Genomic DNA, 19,068 nt, shown 5'->3' on the forward strand with positions numbered 1-19,068 from the left:
GTATTTTATTCAAAATATGATAATATTTGTATAAATGTACATAAAAACTACACATCAATTTATTAGGATGAACAAGGGTGATGAGATGGAATATAGTTTACTAATTGTAGAGGATGAGAAAAACTTAAGAAGAGTAATCTCCGACTATTTTATAGCGAGGGGCTTCCATGTAGATACAGCAACTCATGGATTAGAATCACTGAATTATATTAATCAAAGGATTTATGACATTATTATTCTAGATATCATGATGCCCGAGATGGATGGCATCGAAGTTTGCAAGTATATCCGAAAAAAATATGATGTACCGGTGATTTTTCTTACCGCCTTGTGCAGCGAAGAAAGCATCGTGGGTGGATACGAAATAGGGGCGGATGAATATATGACAAAACCTTTTTCCCTCCCCGTTCTGGAAGCAAAGATACAGGTACTGATTAAGCGTTATCGTGGATTGCTGGTTCAAAATGGAGTCATACGCATCAACGAGCTTCTCATCGAGCCCTCCAAAAGGATGGTTTCTGTCAATGGCCTGGTAATAAACCTGGCACCCAAAGAATACGACTTACTAATATATCTAATTGAAAACAAAAACCAAGTACTATCACGGGAGCAGATTCTTAACAGAGTATGGGGTCCGGAGTTCGAAGGCTATGACAGAGCAGTTGATACCCATATTAAGAAGCTGCGTTCTGCACTAGGAGATAACAGTCATCCTATCACCACAATTATTAAATCAGGTTATACGTGGAAGGAGAAGTAAAATTGATAAATTTTATACCTAATTCAGTTTAATGGAAGTCAGCATCATGCTGATCTTCCATTTTATTCTATAATTTTGTTCTATAATCTTTTTCATTATTCGGTTATCCTAATATATTTCAATATAACATTTTTAATATTAACCGATGAATAGCTCATTTCTCCCTTTCCCATCGTGTCATATTATGTTAGAATAGAGACTAAATGAAAAGTAGCAGTTGACATTCGCATAACGTTAGGAGTTGCACACATGGATACTAAAATCATATTTTTTGACATAGACGGAACAATTTTAAGTCACAGAAATTCTAAGATACTCGACAGCACAAAAGCAGCGATTCGCATGGCTAGGGAAAATGGCCATCTAACCTTTATAAATACGGGGCGTACGTATTCCGAAATAGATGATGAAATTAAAAATGTCGGTTTTGACGGTTATGTATGCGGTTGCGGAACCTACATATCGCTTCACGGGGAAGTGATGTTTCATCAAAGCTTAAGCAATGAACTTTGCAAAGAAATCGTTGAGGATGCTCGCCGCTTCGGGATTCAGTCAGTTATAGAGGGTACTGACACTATTTATTTTGATAAAGAATATGAACATCCGTTACTTATTGAACTTAAAGATAAATTTACGAATCGATATAATTTTAATGTATCGACGACGGATGATCCGGATATTCTTTTTGATAAGTTCTGTCTCTGGGTAAGTGACAAAGCTGATATCAAATCTTTTATTGATAAATACTCAGACCGATTTGACTTTATTGTTCGTGATGGAGCGTTATTTCTAGAGGTGATTCCAAAAGGCTATTCAAAAGCCTCCGGAATCGAATATCTACTAACGCACCTTGATATTCCTCATGAAAATGCCTATGCAATTGGAGATAGTGCAAATGATCTCTCCATGTTGAATTATGTGAAACACAGTATCGGAATGGGCAATTCCGAAGAAGAAGTTATGAAGGTTGTATCCTTTGTAACCAAGGATGTTGATGATGATGGAATTGCACATGCCCTAATGCATTTTGAGTTTATTGATTCTTGCGCTTTCCTCGTAACAAATAAATAATATGACCTAGAATTAAACCAATCAAAGAAGGATAAAAGCCGAAACCTAGCGCAAACCAATCAAAATTATTAAAAATTATAGCTGGTACGATTAAACCAAAGCTTCCAAATAAAATCGGCGTTAGGTATTTTAATTTTGTCCTTCTCATTCCAAGTAATAATGAGCAAACAAAGGCCGTACAAGGCATAATCAGATAAAAGTAAAAAATCACATATCCCATCTCATCACCTGGCTTTAGAAAAAACAGCCCAGATATTAAAGCAATTACCGAAACCGTTACAAATACGGATAATACTACGATATTAAATATATGCTTCTTGAACTTTTTTGCAAAATGATTCACTTGATCCCAATCTCTCTTTGTAACTTTAATCTCTGGTTGTTTTATTTTATCAAGTTCCATTTTACATTCCTCACAATCACGAATATGTTCCTCTACCATCTCCTTGCTTCCCTGGCTTGCTATGTCTTCCGCATAAAGCGGCAATAGATCTTGAATTACATCACATCTTATCTTCACTTATTCTCCTCCATTCCTTCTTGAATTTTTGACTTAGCTCTATGGTATGTAACACAAGCCCAATGTTCCGTTTTACCAAACAGTGCGGCAATCTGGCTAAACTTCAACTCACCGAATATCCTTAAGGAAAACACTTCCTTATATGGTTCTTGTAAATCATGAATGAGCCTATGAATCAGGAATGCCATCTCTTTATTCGCTAGCATCGACTCAACACTCTCCTCCGTTATGCAGAGATTATCAAGTTCCTCTTCTGATGTAATTCTCTTTTGTTTTTTTAGATAAGAAAAATAACAGTTTTTCGCTATCTGACAAATCCAGACACGAACCTCGCACTCTCCATGAAACTGATGAAGGGAACGAAAGGTCTTATAAAATGCTTCTTGCGTCAATTCCTCAGCCAAACTTTCATTAGCCGTCAATCCCCTTAGATACTTATATACATCATTAAAATATTGCTCGTAAAACTGGTCGAACCCAGCCACCAAACCACCTCCTCATTGATAAGACTCCTTATAATGAAAAATATCACAAAATAAATTAAGGCTCTGTCACAACATAATGTTGAAAAACATCATTTTTTAAGCAGAGTGAATCTCACTCTGCTTATTAGCTACTGTTTGATTTTATTAAAGACAGCAAATAAATTCTCTTTATTTCTTTTAAATATTTTTAGTATGGTGGATGTAGTATCCTTAATCGAAGTACGAAGGTACACAATTAGCCGTTGAATATAAATGGACTTAGATGAACTCAACAGTAATATAGAAATGATAAAACCTATCACAAAATATTTCATTAAAATTCTCCTCATTATTTATACAATTTTATACTAATGTAAAGTACCTTATAATGTAAATAATACAATAAAATACCTGTTTTTACCATATTAATTTTAATTTGCTCAATCTAAACGTTTATAGAAATTGCATAGGAATTGTAGCACACATAGATAATCGTAATTTTAATGGACAAATATATCATACTTTGATATCCATCTTAAACTTCTCCACTTTCTATATTCTATTATAATCGCTCAGTTTTCACACTCTTGGAAAAAATCAGATGTGCGATAATTCGCACGAGCGCAAACTGTCTGACGAAGGGGATAAGGAAAAAAGCTACTGAGTAGGTTTCTTCTTTATCCCTTGAGGAGTTTTTGCGAATTCTGATTGTTTCAAATGAACTTAGGTATCATAGAATTACTAGTAAACTACAACCCGGCTTTCCTACGGACGTCCCATACCCGTTAAGCGTAAAGCAATCGTCCCTTTGTTAACTCCCTTTTTTTCACTTGTAAATCCTTTGTAAACTCCCTAGTTATTCAGTGAATATTGTTGCATAATGAATTATTGTATGATAGAATTAGCAAGGTTCGAAACAACTGATACATTGAGCAAAAGGAGTGTTGTGAATGCAGAATTACGACGTTATTATTATTGGTGCCGGTCCATCCGGTATTTTTTGTGCCTACGAATTAATTAAGGAAAACAAAGACCTTAAAATCCTTATGGTGGAAAAAGGTAGACCGATTGAGAAAAGACTTTGTCCCAAGAGAACTACAAAGAAGTGTATCGGATGCCAGCCTTGCGCAATTACAACAGGTTTTGCAGGAGCGGGAGCATTTTCAGATGGGAAGCTCTCCTTATCCCCTGATGTAGGCGGAACTCTTCCGGACATCTTAGGATATGATAAAGCTGTAGAACTTATAAAAGAATCTGATGATATTTACTTAAAATTCGGTGCCGACACTAATGTATATGGTGTTGATAAGGAAACTGAAATTCGTGAGATCAGAAGACGTTCCATCAATGCAAATTTAAAATTAATTGAATGTCCCATCCGTCACCTTGGTACTGAAGAAGGCTATAAGATTTACACCAGTTTACAGGAACATCTTCTAACAAGCGGCGTTGAGATGAGATTCAACACCATGGTTCAGGACATCATTATAGAGAATAATGTGGCAAAAGGAATTATCACCTCTAAGGGCGAAACCTTATATTCAAATGAAATCGTATCCGCTATTGGCCGCGAAGGATCTGACTGGTTCAGCCACATCTGTCAAGAACATGGTGTGGAAACAAAAGTAGGTACCGTTGATATCGGTGTTCGAGTTGAGGTTCGTGATGAGGTTATGGAATTCCTGAATAAAAATCTTTACGAAGCAAAACTTGTATACTACACCCCTACCTTTGATGACAAGGTACGTACCTTCTGTACCAACCCGTCCGGCGAGGTAGCAACCGAATATTATGAAAATAATCTTGCAGTAGTTAACGGTCATGCATATAAATCTAAGGATTACAAGACGAACAATACTAACTTTGCTCTTCTTGTATCCAAGAATTTTACAAAGCCGTTTAATACACCAATTGAATACGGTAAACATATTGCGCAGCTTAGCAATATGCTTTGCGGCGGAAGAATCTTAGTTCAGACCTTTGGTGATTTCCAGAGAGGTCGTAGAACTACCGAAGAACGTCTTTGTAGAAACAACTTAGTTCCTACATTAAAGGATGCAGTACCGGGTGATTTATCCCTTGTATTCCCTCACCGTATCATGGTAGACATCAAAGAAATGATTCTCGCACTCGATAAAGTTACTCCGGGTATTGCAAGTGATGAAACACTTCTATACGGTGTAGAGGTTAAATTCTATTCCAATAAGGTTGTTGTTAATACCGATTTTGAAACAAGCATCGCAGGTTTACGTGCCATTGGTGATGGTGCTGGCTTAACCAGAGGTTTACAGCAGGCATCTGCGAACGGTATTAGTGTAGCTCGAAGCATCTTAAAAACGATGAGCAAATAAAACATAGAAAATTAGCATTTAAATCATATAATGATGAGCTTGTTACGCAATAAATTGACTAGCTAATAAAGTGCAAAAAAGAACGATGATTAATTTTATTAAAATTGTCATCGTTCTTTTTATACATAATTCTTCATAATTAATATTCTCGAGATTTTACATTTTAATCTAGCGCCATCTTTTGCTTATAAAACCAATTTCATAAACAGATTATTCTAAAACATCGTATAGTATTTACTCACTTCTTTGGTAAAGCCATAATCAATGATGACCGGTCTTCCTTTGACAAAGCCCCAACTGGAAGGTCTTTTCAAATCCGGATAAAGTAAGTTATATTTTTCCGTAAAGTCTTTAAATTCATTTATACGAAATAACTCTCTACTGTTTCTGACATGATAATAGTTCCAAACCTCTGCTATGGAGTAAACTCTCTCCGCTTTCTCCATGATTAAAAATACGGAATCGTCTGATATGGCTACTATTCTTGCAAAAACATGGGAATGTGTTGTTGCTGCAATCTGATACTCGGCTTGGTTTTGAGCTAACCCTTTTTTATTCTTTGCGACTTTTACGACATATCCATTATCTAAGTCAAAGACATTTCTTCCGGATCCTGTACCAATCAACAAATAGGATTTTCTCTCAATATTGGTTTTGATATATTTAAAGTCAATTCTCATTATCTGCTCCTAATAAAGTAATCACACAATTATTTTATTAAGTGTGAAGCAGATTGGTTAACAAATATTGAATAAAAGTCGAATATTGTTACCTTTAATAATATATAATATTCAAGTTGGGATAAACGTCTTAAGGTTAATTTGTACCCACATTGGTTACAAATTAAATTTTTAATCTAATGCACTCTGTCCACGTTCTCCGGTACGAATTCTTACACTGTCTTCTACATCATAGATAAAGATTTTTCCATCACCGTAATTTCCGGTACTGATTTCTTTTGTAACCTTTTCAATAATTGCTTCCGCATCCTCCTTAGAAACAACTGTTTCCACTTTAATTTTAGGTAAAAGGTTTACCTGTGTTTCTGTTCCTCTATAAATCTGAGTATAACCCTTCTGCTTGCCAAATCCCATAATATTCGATATCATCATTCCTCGGGCATTGCAATCATTTAATATTTTCTTTAAATCCTCAAATTTCTCAGGGCGTATCACTATTTCAAGCTTCTTCATAGTTTTCGAATTCTCCTTTTTATTATTATTTAAATACAGAATTGAAGTTTGGCATAACCAAACTGTGCTTATGTAGGAACTGAAATCATGTTTATTGTCTAATTAGTTAAATAATACCATATTTAAGGATGAAATCAAGAACTATTTCTATCAATGCGAGTGCGCATATCATCAAATATCTATGAATGCAAAAGGAGCTTTATCGCAATCAACTAATTAATAAATTAGTAACTTGAGATATAGCTCCTTCGATATTAATATTCCTTGTTAATACTAAATACGAAATAATAGATCAGCGTAAACCGGTACCGGCCAGATATCAGCTGGTATCAATGCTTCCGTCTTATCAATTACTGCACGTAATGCCTCCATAGCACTAAGCACAGTCTCCCTATAACTTAAAGCTGTATCATATACACTACCACTATCAACACCGGTAACAGCAATTTTAAGCTCCTCCAATTTTACATACATATCGTCGCCGAGTTTCACCGTTTTAGCAAGATTACTTTTTGCTGCGGTACTTCCCGTAGCTTCTGCTATCGTCGAAAGCTTCATACAATAATTCAGTGTTGCAGGTAATAATTGACGTTCTGTGATATCGATCAGTGTAAGTGCCTCAACATTAATAATTTTCGAATAATTTTCAAGCAGTATTTCATAACGTGATTCAATTTCTGTACTGGATAATACATTCATTGATTCAAATACTTCTTTATTTTTCTCAGACAGGAGTTCTTTTATTGCGAGCACAGAATTACCAATATTCGGAAGCCCTCTCTTGGCAGCCTCTTCTACCCACTCCTCAGAATAGTTATTGCCGTTAAAGATCACTCTCTTATGTGTCGTTATTAGATCTTTAATAATGCTAAATGCGGTACTTTCTTTATCATCGGACGCTTCAAGTGTATCCGCGATTTCAGAGAGGACTTTTGCTACTACCGTATTTAATACAAAGCAAGGTTCCGCGATATTGTTGGAGGAACCACACATACGGAATTCAAACTTATTGCCTGTAAATGCAAACGGTGAGGTTCTATTTCTATCCGAAGTATCTTCTGTAATAATCGGTAACGAAGATACACCGAGATTTGTTTTCACACGTATCAAATCCTCATAAGAACTTCCACTAACCAAAGCTTCAATAACACTCTGCAATTCTTCACCAACATACATGGAAATTATTGCGGGAGGAGCTTCATTGGCTCCTAATCGGTGATCATTACCGGCACTGGCAACTGAAAGTCTGAGTACTTCCGCATATTTATCAACTGCTTTGATAACAGCAGCTAAAAACACTAAAAACACTACATTCTCACTAGGTTTTTTGCCAGGATCAAGTAAATTAATACCGTCATCGGTTGCCAATGACCAGTTAATATGCTTTCCACTACCATTTACACCTGCAAAGGGTTTCTCGTGAATGAGTGCAATCAACTCATGTTTTTCTGCTACTTTCTTCATCATCTCCATTACAAGTAAATTGTGATCTGCTGCAACGTTGGCTGGATCAAAAATAATAGCAAGTTCATGCTGAGCCGGTGCCACTTCATTATGCTTGGTTTTAGCTGTAATACCTAGTTTCCATAATTCATTATCAAGATCATGCATAAATTCGGTTATCTTAGTTCTCAATATTCCAAAATATTGATCTTCGAGTTCTTGACCCTTAGGAGGCTTAGCACCAAACAAAGTTCTGCCGGTTAACATTAAGTCCAATCGTTTTTCATACAACTCACGGCTAATGATAAAATATTCCTGCTCCGGTCCGACTGTAGCAGATACATATTCTGAAGAAGTGTTACCAAGATCCTTCAATACTCGTAGTGCGTTTTTACTGAGGGCTTCCACACTACGTAATAATGGTGCTTTTTTATCGAGAATTTCTCCTGTATAAGAGAAGAAAGCCGTTGGGATATAGAGTGTTCCTTCTTTAACAAATGCCGGAGAAGTACAATCCCATGCAGTATATCCACGTGCTGCCGCTGTTTCACGTAAACCGCCGGAAGGGAATGAAGATGCATCCGGTTCTCCTTTGATTAGCTCCTTGCCGGAGAATTCCATAACTACTTTTCCATCATCCGTAGGTGATATAAAAGAGTCGTGTTTTTCAGCTGTTATACCCGTCATTGGCTGAAACCAATGTGTAAAATGAGTTGCTCCTTTTTCAATAGCCCATTCCTTCATTACTGATGCAACTTCATCAGCAACGGAAGAATCCAGTGTAGCACCGTTTTTAATCGTTTTCTTCAGTAACTTAAATGTCGACTTAGATAGTTTGGATCTCATTACAGATTCATTAAAAACAAATTCGCCAAAAATCTCATCTGGTGTCTGTAATTTTTCTAATACCATTTAAAACACCTCCTAAAAATAATATATCTATTAACACCACATAAATCATGTGGTGATTTAGATTGATTCTCACAAAAACAGGGCGTTACTACCAGCATAGTAAACGCCCTTGTTTATTAAGAATTCAGATCAAGGATAACTTTTATTTAATTAGTTGTAGTAAAAACCTCATAAAAACACATATCTACTTGGTCATTTTTATGACCTATTTTAGCGCTGCATCACCATGTTCTTTTGTTCTTACACGGATTGCATCACCTACATCATAGATAAATATCTTTCCATCACCGAATTCACCGGTGTGAGCTACATCAATAATGCTTTCAACTACAGCATCTGCTTGATCATCAAGAACTACTAGCTCAATCTTGATTTTCTTCAAGAAATTGTAATCTACTTCTGAACCACGTACGAATTCTTTCCATCCCTTTTGATTTCCGCATCCCATAATCTGCATGATGCTCATACCACCAAGGTGATGTTTATCTAATATTACTTTAATATCTTCCAGATTTTCAGGTCTGATATATGCTTCAATTTTTTTCATTATATACCCTCCTTATTAGTCCATACCATTATATGCAGGATAAGCTGATTCACCATGTTCTGAAATATCAAGACCGGTTTCTTCATCCTTCTTATCCACCTTGATACCCTTTGTAAATAATGCTGCTATACCGCATGCTATCAAAGTACCAACGATTGCAATTACTATGGTAGAACCGATCGCTGCAAGCTGACGAACAAACAAGTTAGCATTACCAAAAACTAAACCATCCCACTGAGCTGCGGAATTAATTGAGCTCTTAGCAAATAAACCAGTTGCAATACCACCCCATATACCTCCGATACCATGACATCCAAATACATCCAAAGCATCATCATAACCAAGTTTCGGTTTTACAACAGTGATGAAGAAGTAGCAAATCGGGCTTACTAATGCACCGATTATAATAGCAGACCAAATCGGAACAAAACCTGCACCCGGTGTGATTGCTACTAAACCGATAACTAGACCGGTAGATGCACCAACAAGAGTTGGCTTTCCACTCTTCACACGCTCAATTAAGAGCCAGGAAAGCATCGCTGCAGCTGCAGCTGTATTGGTAGTCATAAATGCATGAACTGCAAGCTCATTTGCTGCAAGTGCACTGCCTGCATTGAAGCCGAACCATCCAAACCAAAGTAAAGAAGCACCTAATAATACGAATGGTACATTGTGTGGATGATACGTCGCTTTACCAAAATTCTTACGTTTTCCTAATATAATCGCTAGCACTAGTGCACTTACACCGGAGCTGATATGAACAACATTACCACCTGCAAAGTCAACTGCGCCTAACTTGAAGAGTAATCCGCCGCCCCAAAGTAAATGTGCCAACGGATAATAAACGATGATTGACCAAATCGTTGTAAATATAACTAATGAAGAAAATTTCATTCTTTCTGCTATAGCACCTGTAATTAATGCTGGTGTTATTATTGCAAACATCATTTGAAAAATTGCAAATGCTAGTGTATTCGGATAAGCCAATGTTGTATCCTTTAAAGTATCAAAATTTAATCCGAACCAATTAAGATTTCCGATAATTCCTGCTACATCTCCGCTAAATGACAAGGAAAAACCTACCAATACCCATAGAATTGATGCTACACCCATAAGTATTACAGATGACATTATTGTATTAATAACGTTCTTTCTTTTAACCAAACCTCCGTAAAAAAATGCAAGACCTGGGGTCATAATCATTACTAATGCTGATGAAGTTAATATCCAAGCTACGTCTCCATGATCCATATTCCAATCTCCTTTACTAAATAAATTAAGGCCAATAATACATGCGTATTATTGGCCTCTTTACCAAACAAAATTTGATTTAATTGTAAAATACTTCCGGAAGTATATATATATTTTATAATCCTAACTATACTAATGTCAAGCAAAATTTTTATAAAAACTTTACTTTCTAATTATTTCACTATATTTTCTTTTGTTTTCATACCATTTTAATCATAATTTACAAAACTGATACTTAATTTTCTATACTTTAGATATAATGAAACCCATCGAAATAAAGATTTTGTGAAGATTGTTAATGTATGAACATTGCATCTCCAAAACTAAAGAATCGGTAACGCTCTTTCACCGCCTCATGATATGCGTTCATTATATGATCTCGACCGGCCAAAGCGGACACTAACATCATTAACGTCGATTCCGGTAAATGGAAATTAGTAATTAATGCATCCATAACCTTGAACTGATAGCCTGGATAAATAAAGATAGAGGTATCTCCGCTTCCCACTTGTACTTTACCACTCTCAGCTGCTGCAGATTCGATTGTTCTACAACTGGTGGTTCCAACACAGATCACTCTGCCTCCTGATTCTTTCGTCTCATTAATAATCTTTGCTGCCTCTTCCGACACCTGATAGAATTCCGAATGCATATGATGCTCAAGTACATTTTCAACTTTCACAGGACGAAAGGTTCCAAGACCTACATGTAATGTTACATTCGCAATCTTAACCCCAAGCGCTTCAATCTCAGCTAATAACCCCTTGGTAAAATGAAGCCCTGCGGTCGGAGCTGCAGCAGAACCGTTAAACTTTGCGTATACGGTTTGATATCTGCTTTTATCCTCCAATTGGTGCGTGATATATGGTGGCAACGGCATTTCCCCTAATTGATCAAGAATCTCCTCGAAGATTCCCTTGTATTGAAATTGTACTAAACGATTGCCTTCCTCGATAACGTCAATGATTTCTCCGGTTAACAATCCGTTACCAAAACTAATTTTCGTCCCAACTCTGGCCTTCTTACCAGGTTTTACAAGTGTTTCCCATATATCATTTTCTCTTCTCTTTAATAAAAGCAGTTCAATTTTTGCTCCGGGATTTGAATCCTCCTGCTCTTTTATCTTTTCACCGATTAATCTTGCCGGTATAACCTTTGTATTATTCACTACCAAACAGTCTCCGGGCATTAAGTAATCTATAATATGTTTAAATATCCTGTGTTCGATTTCACCTGTCTTTTTATCCAGTAATAATAATCTTGAACCGGAACGATCCTCCAAAGGATCCTGTGCGATCAGTTCTTCCGGTAAATCATAATAAAAATCACTTGTTTTCATTCTTCCTCCATTTGTCATACAAATCGTACGAAACTATCCAACTAACATTCAATATTCAATCGCAGTATTCTCATCATCCGCCTCAAAAAAGCTATTCAAAACATTGCTGCACTCGGCTCAGTTCAGAACCTTATCACAGTTAATGTTTTGAATAGCCTTTTTTCTGTGCTATAATAGCCTATGCATTAAAATATTAAGTCGGACTTTTTCTTAAGTAACTTTGCTCCATTCAAAATAAGTAATATCCCTGAAACCATTCCTGCTACAATCAAAAGAATTCCCATAACAAGATTCCATACGCCCACGGACTTCATCGTATGATAAATTTTTTCCATCATATTACTAACCTCCTTAATTATGCTTCTACTACACCGTATTTCTCATAGTATGCATCAATTGCTGTTTTCAAATTATCATCAATAATAATTTTACCCTGATAAGTCTTATTATATAAATGCTCAACAACTTCCTCCATGGTTACAATAGAAGTAGTTGCGATCTTATAATTTTCTTCGATCTCCGATAATGCGCTTTTTACTCCTTGTCCTCTTTCCATACGGTCTACGGATACTACCAGCCCCAGTACCTGAACCTTAGCCTGTGCCTCAAGAATTGGCATCGTCTCACCTATGGATGTACCTGCAGTCGTAACATCCTCAATAATAATAACACGATCTCCGTCTGTTAAAGGAGAACCGAGCAGGATACCAGTATCACCATGATCCTTAACCTCTTTACGATTTGAACAGTATTTAATATCTCTATCGTAGAATTCACTAACAGCCATAGTTGTTGCTACACTAAGTGGAATCCCTTTATAAGCAGGTCCAAATAACACATCAAAGTCTAAGCCATATTTATCATTAATAGCCTTCGCATAATACTCTCCGAGCTTTCTTAACTGCTTACCGGTTCGATAAAATCCTGTATTCACAAAGAACGGAGTCTTTCTACCACTTTTGGTTGTAAAGTCGCCAAACTTTAGCACTCCACAATCCACCATGAATTCTATAAATTCCTTCTTGTACTGTTCCATCTGTTTCCTCCTGATATGTTTCTCTATTTATCTATTATTATTCGTTTAGAATAAAGAAATGTGCATAAAAATCTATCGTTTGAGGTTTCAACTCAAGTTTCATCCAACAAATATCACCCTATATATTTACTATGGTTAATTCTAACATATTCCTTCAGAAAAATATATTACTATTTTACACATCCAATCAAATCATTAATATCAGAAACACCGTATTTCTTCATATATTCTTCAATACCGTCAACTACTTCTGATGTTGCCTTCGGATTTATAAAATTAGCAGTACCTACAGCCACCATTGTAGCTCCTGCCATTATGAACTCTAATGCATCCTCCGCATTCGCTATTCCGCCCATACCGATAATTGGGAGCTCAACCGCATTTGCAACCTGATATACCATACGAATCGCAACTGGTTTCACTGCAGGACCGGATAGTCCACCTGTTTTATTCGCCAAAAGAAATGCTCTTTTATGAATATCTATCTTCATTGCGGTCAGGGTATTAATTAGGGACAATGCATCAGCGCCTCCTGCCTCCGCTGCTTTAGCCATCTCAGTAATATCCGTTACATTGGGGCTGAGCTTCATGATCACAGGTTGCTTTGCATACTTTTTAATCTCCTTTGTGATATCCTCCACACACTTAGGATCTTGTCCAAAAGCAATGCCGCCTTCCTTAACATTTGGACAGGAGATATTGATTTCTAACATATCAACGTCACAATCAGAAAGGCGTTCTACCACCTCACAATATTGTTCTGTTGTTTTTCCCACTACGTTCACGATAATCTTTGTATCGTATTTGCGTAGGAAAGGAATGTCCCTTTTTATGAACACATCAGCACCGGGGTTTTGAAGACCAATTGCATTCAGCATGCCTCCATAGGTTTCTGCAACTCTGGGTGTCGGATTACCCGGCCAGGGCACAGCCGATACACCCTTCGTTGTAACTGCTCCTAATTTTGATAAATCCACGTATTCACTGTATTCCATACCGGAGCCGAACGTCCCACTGGCGGTTGTTACCGGATTCTTAAAGGTAACTCCTGCGATTGTTACATTTGTATTCATAGCTCCACCTCTTCCGCATAAAATACTGGGCCATCCTTACATATTCTTTTATTATTCACATTACTATGATGATCAATATCCTTCGATTGACATACACATCCTAAACAAGCACCTATGCCACAGGCCATACGCTCCTCCATGGACAACTGTGCTGTAATACCATGCTCGATTGCATATGCCTTCACTCCACGAAGCATTGGCGTTGGTCCGCAGGCAAATATAATATCTGCTTCGAGCTGATTTGCTTTTATCGCATCAATTACATTTCCTTTGGTTCCGAAGCTACCGTCCTCCGTCGATACATATACCTTACCGAATTGTTCAAACTCTTCATTTAAAAATGTAATATCCCTGTATCCAAGTACCATTTGTTTCTCGCAGCCTAACTGTTTTGCCAGTTCAAGCATCGGTGGTATTCCAATTCCGCCGCCGATTAACAGTGCTTTCTTTCCTTCCAAAGTAAACCCGTTCCCAAGTGGCCCCATCGCCTCTATGGATTCCCCTGATTTCAATTCGGCAAATTCTGCCGTCCCTTTACCGGCGATACGATATACCAATCGTACGCTTTTCTTTTCTCTATTAATCTCACAGATACTGATTGGTCTGGGTAGCATTTTGCTTCCATCCCTACTATATAAAGAAACAAATTGTCCGGGCGTTGCTGATTCTGCGATATCCGGTGCATTCAGCCACATACTGTAGATTTCTTTCGCTATCATAACATTTTCTGTTATAAGAGTTTTGTTCTTCACTGCTGCCGACATACAAATTCTCCTATGAATGGTTTTATTTTCTTTGCTTATTTTATCCTAAAACTTCCGGCAGGACAAGGTTTATTTTCACCCTTCTATAATTTTAACCTGAACCTTACGGATTCTTGGACCATCAAACTCCATAAAATAGATCCCCTGCCACGTTCCAAGCAATAATCTGCCGCTTTCTATAATAACAGTTTGAGAAAACCCCATCATGCTTGCCTTAATATGAGCAGCAGAATTTCCTTCTCTATGACGATAATTATCCGCTACCGGAACAATCTTATTCGTTTCCATTAGAAAATCCTTTACTACATCCGGATCAGCATTTTCATTGATTGTAATTCCTGCAGTTGTATGTGGTATAAAGATTACACATATCCCATTTACTACTCCGCTCTCATTTACCTTGTTCTGAACTTCCCTGGTGATGTCAATCATAGCACAATTCTGCCCTGATTTTACTCCAAAAGTAAAAGTTTCACTCATCATTTATTCCTCCCTTATTTCGTTGTTAATATATCATCTACTTCAACCGGAAGAAACATATTTAGCAGTTTTCTCCGTTTATATCAAAAGCATTCATCAATATAATATTAGCCTTAAATTGTAGCATATGTCGATAATTCGTTTGTACCAAATATTAGTAAAACTTGTTTCTTTAATCACTATAATATCTTTATCGGAATAAAATTGTAAATTTATAACTATCTTGTATATAATCCTATTCTAGACCAATCGAAAGTAAGATTTTCCACTGCCTTGACACAAAGAATTACCTATGATATATTTACCATCAGGGTGTTTACAAGAATTAAGTAATAATGTATAAAAAAGAATAATTCTTAAACTGAGAGGAAATGGATGAATATGGCTAATACTAACCCAATCGTTACAATGGAACTTGAAAATGGTGATATCATTAAAATTGAATTGTATCCTGAGATAGCTCCAAACACTGTAAACAATTTTATTTCTTTGGTAAAAAAAGGTTTTTACGATGGACTTAAATTCCACAGAGTTATTCGTGGCTTCATGCTCCAGGGAGGCGACCCGGAAGGAACCGGTATGGGCGGTCCAGATTATTCCATCGCAGGCGAATTTTCTTACAACAATTTCAAAAACGACTTAAAACATACTGCTGGTGTTCTTTCTATGGCAAGATCACAACGTCCTGATTCTGCAGGTTCTCAATTCTTTATTATGCATAAGGATTCTCCTCATCTTGATGGCTCCTATGCAGCATTCGGTAAAGTTACAGAAGGTATGGATGCAGTAAATAAGATAGCAGAGATGAAGACAGATTATTCTGATGCTCCTCTAGAAGCACAGATAATGAAAAAACTAACCGTAGAAACATTCGGCGTGGATTATCCAGAACCGGAAAAATGCTAATTATATAATCAAAATATACAGGGCTGTTGCAACTTGTTTGCAACAGCCCATTTACATATCTTTAACCGGTTCGTATATTAGTTAATCTTGTTTACAATGTATATCAATAACCCTCCGCCGATAAATACAGCTAACCAGATACGTGCTATGATACGCGGATTACGATAGAAGGGATAATCTTTGACGTTATCATCTTCTACCACTTTTTCACTTGGCTCATTCGACACTTCCTTAATTAATTCTAATGCGTGCTCATAATCCCCAGCATCCACAAAAATTTCAGTCCCATATACCGAAAAACCATATGCGATATTCATATAGCTTCCGGCTCCTCTTTGTTCTTTCATACAAGGAATTCCGTTGCTCTCCAGTATATCCACAATCATGTCAGCTTCAATCGAATTAGACGCTGAAATCAGTTTTACCGGTTTCATTGCCTCAACCTTTTCTATATTCTCTTCCATATATCTACACCACCTTATTTATATTCGGTATCTATTTATCTCTATTTTACCACTCATTCTATTATATGTAAATTTATTACTCATTTTATTAATTATTTCTAATTAAATACTAATAACTATACGGATTATTCATAGATAACCAAAAAGTTTCATATTCATTATTATACTATTTCTTCCAGGCAGGTTGTAATATGCAGGAATCCTCTTTTGGTGCAGATCAAACTCAGATAAATTATCCAAATTGGGCCTTATTCGAGAACACGGATAGCGCCTACCAGGTTATTGTAGATATGATTATTCCCAGATCTCCCTTACTCGCATATGAATTCGGAATTATTCAGTATTATGGTGCACTTGATGCCCATATCGATGAATTCATAATCTTAAGGCAAGCAAGCTTAGACCTATCTCCATCTATCCCGATTGTTGAAATGATAGATATCGCCAGTCACCAAACACTTCTCCCCGAAAGTGACTTCGATATTTTCCCCATGATTGGAACTACGATGATGGGCTACTATTCAGAATGGTACGGATATGGATCAACACGTCTTAACGAACCTAACCAGCGGGTACTGGAGTTTTATCCATTTAGTTGGAAGCAGATCCGCTATCCGGGTCCATCACTGGGATACCATGCTTTAAGATCTTATCAATTCACATAAACTGAAATGTAATGAAAGGTGAAAAGCTCATGAATCAAGAAAACGGATATGATGTCATTATTATCGGCGGTGGCGGCGGTGGCGCTGTTGCAGCGAAGGAACTCTGTCAAAAGGGCAGGAAAGTTCTTCTGCTGGATGCAGGCCCTTGGTATGGTAACAAGAAATGGCCCAAGCCAAATGCAGAGCCTGGAGCAGACTCCAGCTCTAGCTACGATGATTTGAGTATTGATCTACTAAAAGAAAGCTTTACCGATCTGGAAGATGATATGAATGATCTGGCAACCGGAAAGTTCCGATGGGGGCCGGCTGACAGATCTCGCCCTCCATGGCAAAGAATCGGAGGTCTGACCTGGCAAAATTCCGGCATTGGCGGAAGCACACTTCACTACTTTGGTAATTCCCCGCGTGCATTTCCAATATCCGTTGATAATATATGGCCTATCCCCTATAGTGAACTAGTTCCCTACTATGACAGAGTGGAGACAACTCTTCCCGTTAATACCGCTCCTGTTACTGCAAAAGAAGAAATTTTTTACTATGGTGCCAAAAAGGCTGGATGGAATTATATCCCTAGAAGTGATAACACTGGAATCGGATATCAACCTCAACCAAATGCAATATTAAGAACTAACCCAGCGATAAACAATCCTAACTTTAACTTTAATAATAATACTGCCGTTGGATGTACCTTGAGAGGGCACTGTGTAAACGGTTGTCATATAGGTCCTACCATCGAAGGGATAGCAAAACGAACCACCTTGGTTAGCTATATCCCAAGAGCACTAAGCACTGGCAATATTGTAGTGCGCCCTAATACATTCGTAACAAAGATTTTAACTGACGAAAATACCGCTGAAGGAATCCATGCGATTGGTGTCGTTACCAGAGATACCTGGTCAGGTGAAAGCAATGAATTCTATGGTAAGGTAATCGTAATGGCAGCCGGCGGAGTAGAAAGTCCGCGTCTATGGCTAAATTCCGGGTTACCTGAAAACCCATGGGTCGGTAAAGGGTTAGTGAATCATTACTTTGATGGATTCACAGGTATCTTTGATGAGAAGAATCTGTTCGATGTACTCGGAGTATCGGATATCAAACCATTTGTCGGTCAAAATGCTGCTGCAAGGTTTGCTTACCCCGGACTAGGTGTCATTATTACCGTTGGAATGACACCGGGGTTATTGTCCTCCGTATATTATGCAACCGGAACCGGTTTTACAGGCGCCAACCCGACATATGGTACAAAGCCGTGGGATTATGAAGGAATCGTTATTGGGGAGCAATTAAAAGAATTCATGAAAGATTACACAAGAAGCTTATTTGTAACAACCTTTATTGATGATGAGGTAAATCAGAATAACAGCATAACCTTACATCCTGAACGAAAGGATGAGCATGGATACATCCCAGTAATTCGCTACACCCCAAGTTCGGCTGATATTGAAAAACGTGAAAAGCTGGCTGAAATCACTTCCGGTATCTTAAGAGCCGCCGGAGCTAAGACAATTATAAGGGGAAACTGGCCGCCTGAAATCTATATTCATATTATGTGTACCATGAGAATGGGATATGTAACTGATACGAATTGCGAAGCACTTCAAGTGAAGCGCTTATATATCGCGGACAACAGTGTATTGTATAACAGTTTGGGTGGTCCAAATCCAACACTGACCACTCAGGCACTTGCAACACGGACTGCTGAGAAGATCAATAATACTTATTTTAGCTAGAAACATATGATTCATAGCACATATTTCTCTTAAAGAATTACATAGTATAGAGCAGAACATGAGGCGAATTCAATTTTCTAATACGGTATTTTATACAGG

The 19,068-nt window shown here is 37.3% G+C and carries 20 protein-coding genes; 6 read left to right on the plus strand and 14 right to left on the minus strand.

Features of this window, described 5'->3' with window-relative positions:
• The first annotated feature begins 85 nt into the window (after positions 1 to 85).
• Together AC6IWN_RS11860 and AC6IWN_RS11865 are read left to right on the plus strand one after the other, a co-directional pair.
• Complete coding sequence (locus AC6IWN_RS11860) at positions 86 to 760, plus strand: response regulator transcription factor (protein WP_497987622.1); 675 nt, start codon at positions 86 to 88, stop codon at positions 758 to 760.
• A gap of 249 nt (positions 761 to 1,009) precedes the next feature.
• A complete protein-coding gene (locus AC6IWN_RS11865; protein ID WP_497987623.1) occupies positions 1,010 to 1,831 on the plus strand; it encodes a Cof-type HAD-IIB family hydrolase in 822 nt (273 codons plus the stop codon).
• On the opposite strand, the gene AC6IWN_RS11870 is transcribed toward AC6IWN_RS11865, so the two are convergent.
• The gene (locus AC6IWN_RS11870) at positions 1,794 to 2,351 is read right to left on the minus strand and encodes a zf-HC2 domain-containing protein (protein WP_497987624.1); all 558 of its coding nucleotides are present in this window, start codon (positions 2,349 to 2,351) and stop codon (positions 1,794 to 1,796) included. The two genes, AC6IWN_RS11865 and AC6IWN_RS11870, sit on opposite strands and share 38 nt — an antisense overlap.
• Entirely contained in the window at positions 2,348 to 2,836 is a 489-nt protein-coding gene (locus AC6IWN_RS11875) for an RNA polymerase sigma factor (RefSeq protein ID WP_497987625.1), read from the minus strand. Before AC6IWN_RS11875 ends, AC6IWN_RS11870 begins: the two co-directional genes overlap by 4 nt.
• Before the next feature lie 929 nt (positions 2,837 to 3,765).
• Between AC6IWN_RS11875 and AC6IWN_RS11880 the strand changes: the two genes are divergently transcribed.
• Positions 3,766 to 5,166 (plus strand): NAD(P)/FAD-dependent oxidoreductase, encoded by a 1,401-nt coding sequence (locus AC6IWN_RS11880; RefSeq protein WP_497987626.1) that lies wholly within the window; start codon positions 3,766 to 3,768, stop codon positions 5,164 to 5,166.
• A 215-nt stretch (positions 5,167 to 5,381) separates the two neighbouring features.
• Here the strand turns inward: AC6IWN_RS11880 and AC6IWN_RS11885 are convergent, their stop codons facing one another.
• From AC6IWN_RS11885 to AC6IWN_RS11935, 11 genes are all read right to left on the minus strand, one after another.
• Positions 5,382 to 5,846 carry a hypothetical protein gene (locus AC6IWN_RS11885; RefSeq protein ID WP_497987627.1) on the minus strand — a complete coding sequence of 155 codons (465 nt, stop codon included), beginning with the start codon at positions 5,844 to 5,846 and terminating at the stop codon, positions 5,382 to 5,384.
• Between the two features lie 171 nt (positions 5,847 to 6,017).
• Positions 6,018 to 6,359 carry a P-II family nitrogen regulator gene (locus AC6IWN_RS11890; protein WP_497987628.1) on the minus strand — a complete coding sequence of 114 codons (342 nt, stop codon included), beginning with the start codon at positions 6,357 to 6,359 and terminating at the stop codon, positions 6,018 to 6,020.
• 273 nt (positions 6,360 to 6,632) lie between these two features.
• Entirely contained in the window at positions 6,633 to 8,714 is a 2,082-nt protein-coding gene (locus tag AC6IWN_RS11895) for a glutamine synthetase III family protein (RefSeq protein WP_497987629.1), read from the minus strand.
• Positions 8,715 to 8,919: 205 nt separating this feature from the next.
• Positions 8,920 to 9,261: a P-II family nitrogen regulator gene (locus AC6IWN_RS11900; RefSeq protein WP_497987630.1), complete on the minus strand. Its 342-nt coding sequence runs from the start codon at positions 9,259 to 9,261 to the stop codon at positions 8,920 to 8,922.
• Between the two features lie 15 nt (positions 9,262 to 9,276).
• Positions 9,277 to 10,512 carry an ammonium transporter gene (locus tag AC6IWN_RS11905; protein WP_497987631.1) on the minus strand — a complete coding sequence of 412 codons (1,236 nt, stop codon included), beginning with the start codon at positions 10,510 to 10,512 and terminating at the stop codon, positions 9,277 to 9,279.
• Between the two features lie 295 nt (positions 10,513 to 10,807).
• On the minus strand, positions 10,808 to 11,851 hold the full coding sequence (queA, locus tag AC6IWN_RS11910; RefSeq protein ID WP_497987632.1) for a tRNA preQ1(34) S-adenosylmethionine ribosyltransferase-isomerase QueA: 1,044 nt from the start codon (positions 11,849 to 11,851) through the stop codon (positions 10,808 to 10,810).
• Positions 11,852 to 12,036: 185 nt separating this feature from the next.
• Positions 12,037 to 12,189: a hypothetical protein gene (locus tag AC6IWN_RS11915; RefSeq protein WP_497987633.1), complete on the minus strand. Its 153-nt coding sequence runs from the start codon at positions 12,187 to 12,189 to the stop codon at positions 12,037 to 12,039.
• 17 nt (positions 12,190 to 12,206) lie between these two features.
• On the minus strand, positions 12,207 to 12,887 hold the full coding sequence (gene pyrE, locus AC6IWN_RS11920) for an orotate phosphoribosyltransferase (RefSeq protein WP_497987634.1): 681 nt from the start codon (positions 12,885 to 12,887) through the stop codon (positions 12,207 to 12,209).
• A gap of 170 nt (positions 12,888 to 13,057) precedes the next feature.
• Entirely contained in the window at positions 13,058 to 13,960 is a 903-nt protein-coding gene (locus AC6IWN_RS11925; RefSeq protein ID WP_497987635.1) for a dihydroorotate dehydrogenase, read from the minus strand.
• The gene (locus AC6IWN_RS11930; protein WP_497987636.1) at positions 13,957 to 14,724 is read right to left on the minus strand and encodes a dihydroorotate dehydrogenase electron transfer subunit; all 768 of its coding nucleotides are present in this window, start codon (positions 14,722 to 14,724) and stop codon (positions 13,957 to 13,959) included. Before AC6IWN_RS11930 ends, AC6IWN_RS11925 begins: the two co-directional genes overlap by 4 nt.
• A 75-nt stretch (positions 14,725 to 14,799) precedes the next feature.
• Complete coding sequence (locus AC6IWN_RS11935) at positions 14,800 to 15,204, minus strand: secondary thiamine-phosphate synthase enzyme YjbQ (protein WP_497987637.1); 405 nt, start codon at positions 15,202 to 15,204, stop codon at positions 14,800 to 14,802.
• A gap of 381 nt (positions 15,205 to 15,585) precedes the next feature.
• Here AC6IWN_RS11935 and AC6IWN_RS11940 point away from each other — a divergent pair, with 381 nt between their 5' ends.
• On the plus strand, positions 15,586 to 16,110 hold the full coding sequence (locus AC6IWN_RS11940; protein WP_497987638.1) for a peptidylprolyl isomerase: 525 nt from the start codon (positions 15,586 to 15,588) through the stop codon (positions 16,108 to 16,110).
• A 77-nt stretch (positions 16,111 to 16,187) separates the two neighbouring features.
• Here AC6IWN_RS11940 and AC6IWN_RS11945 read toward each other — a convergent pair whose 3' ends face one another.
• A complete protein-coding gene (locus tag AC6IWN_RS11945; RefSeq protein WP_497987639.1) occupies positions 16,188 to 16,574 on the minus strand; it encodes a putative signal transducing protein in 387 nt (128 codons plus the stop codon).
• A 191-nt stretch (positions 16,575 to 16,765) separates the two neighbouring features.
• On the opposite strand from AC6IWN_RS11945, the gene AC6IWN_RS11950 reads away from it, so the two are divergent.
• Positions 16,766 to 17,239, plus strand: coding sequence for a hypothetical protein (locus tag AC6IWN_RS11950; RefSeq protein WP_497987640.1), 474 nt, complete (start codon positions 16,766 to 16,768; stop codon positions 17,237 to 17,239).
• Between the two features lie 29 nt (positions 17,240 to 17,268).
• Entirely contained in the window at positions 17,269 to 18,969 is a 1,701-nt protein-coding gene (locus AC6IWN_RS11955) for a GMC family oxidoreductase N-terminal domain-containing protein (RefSeq protein WP_497987641.1), read from the plus strand.
• Positions 18,970 to 19,068 lie beyond the last annotated feature (99 nt).

It is taken from the genome of Variimorphobacter sp. HTMS_6 (assembly GCF_059717775.1).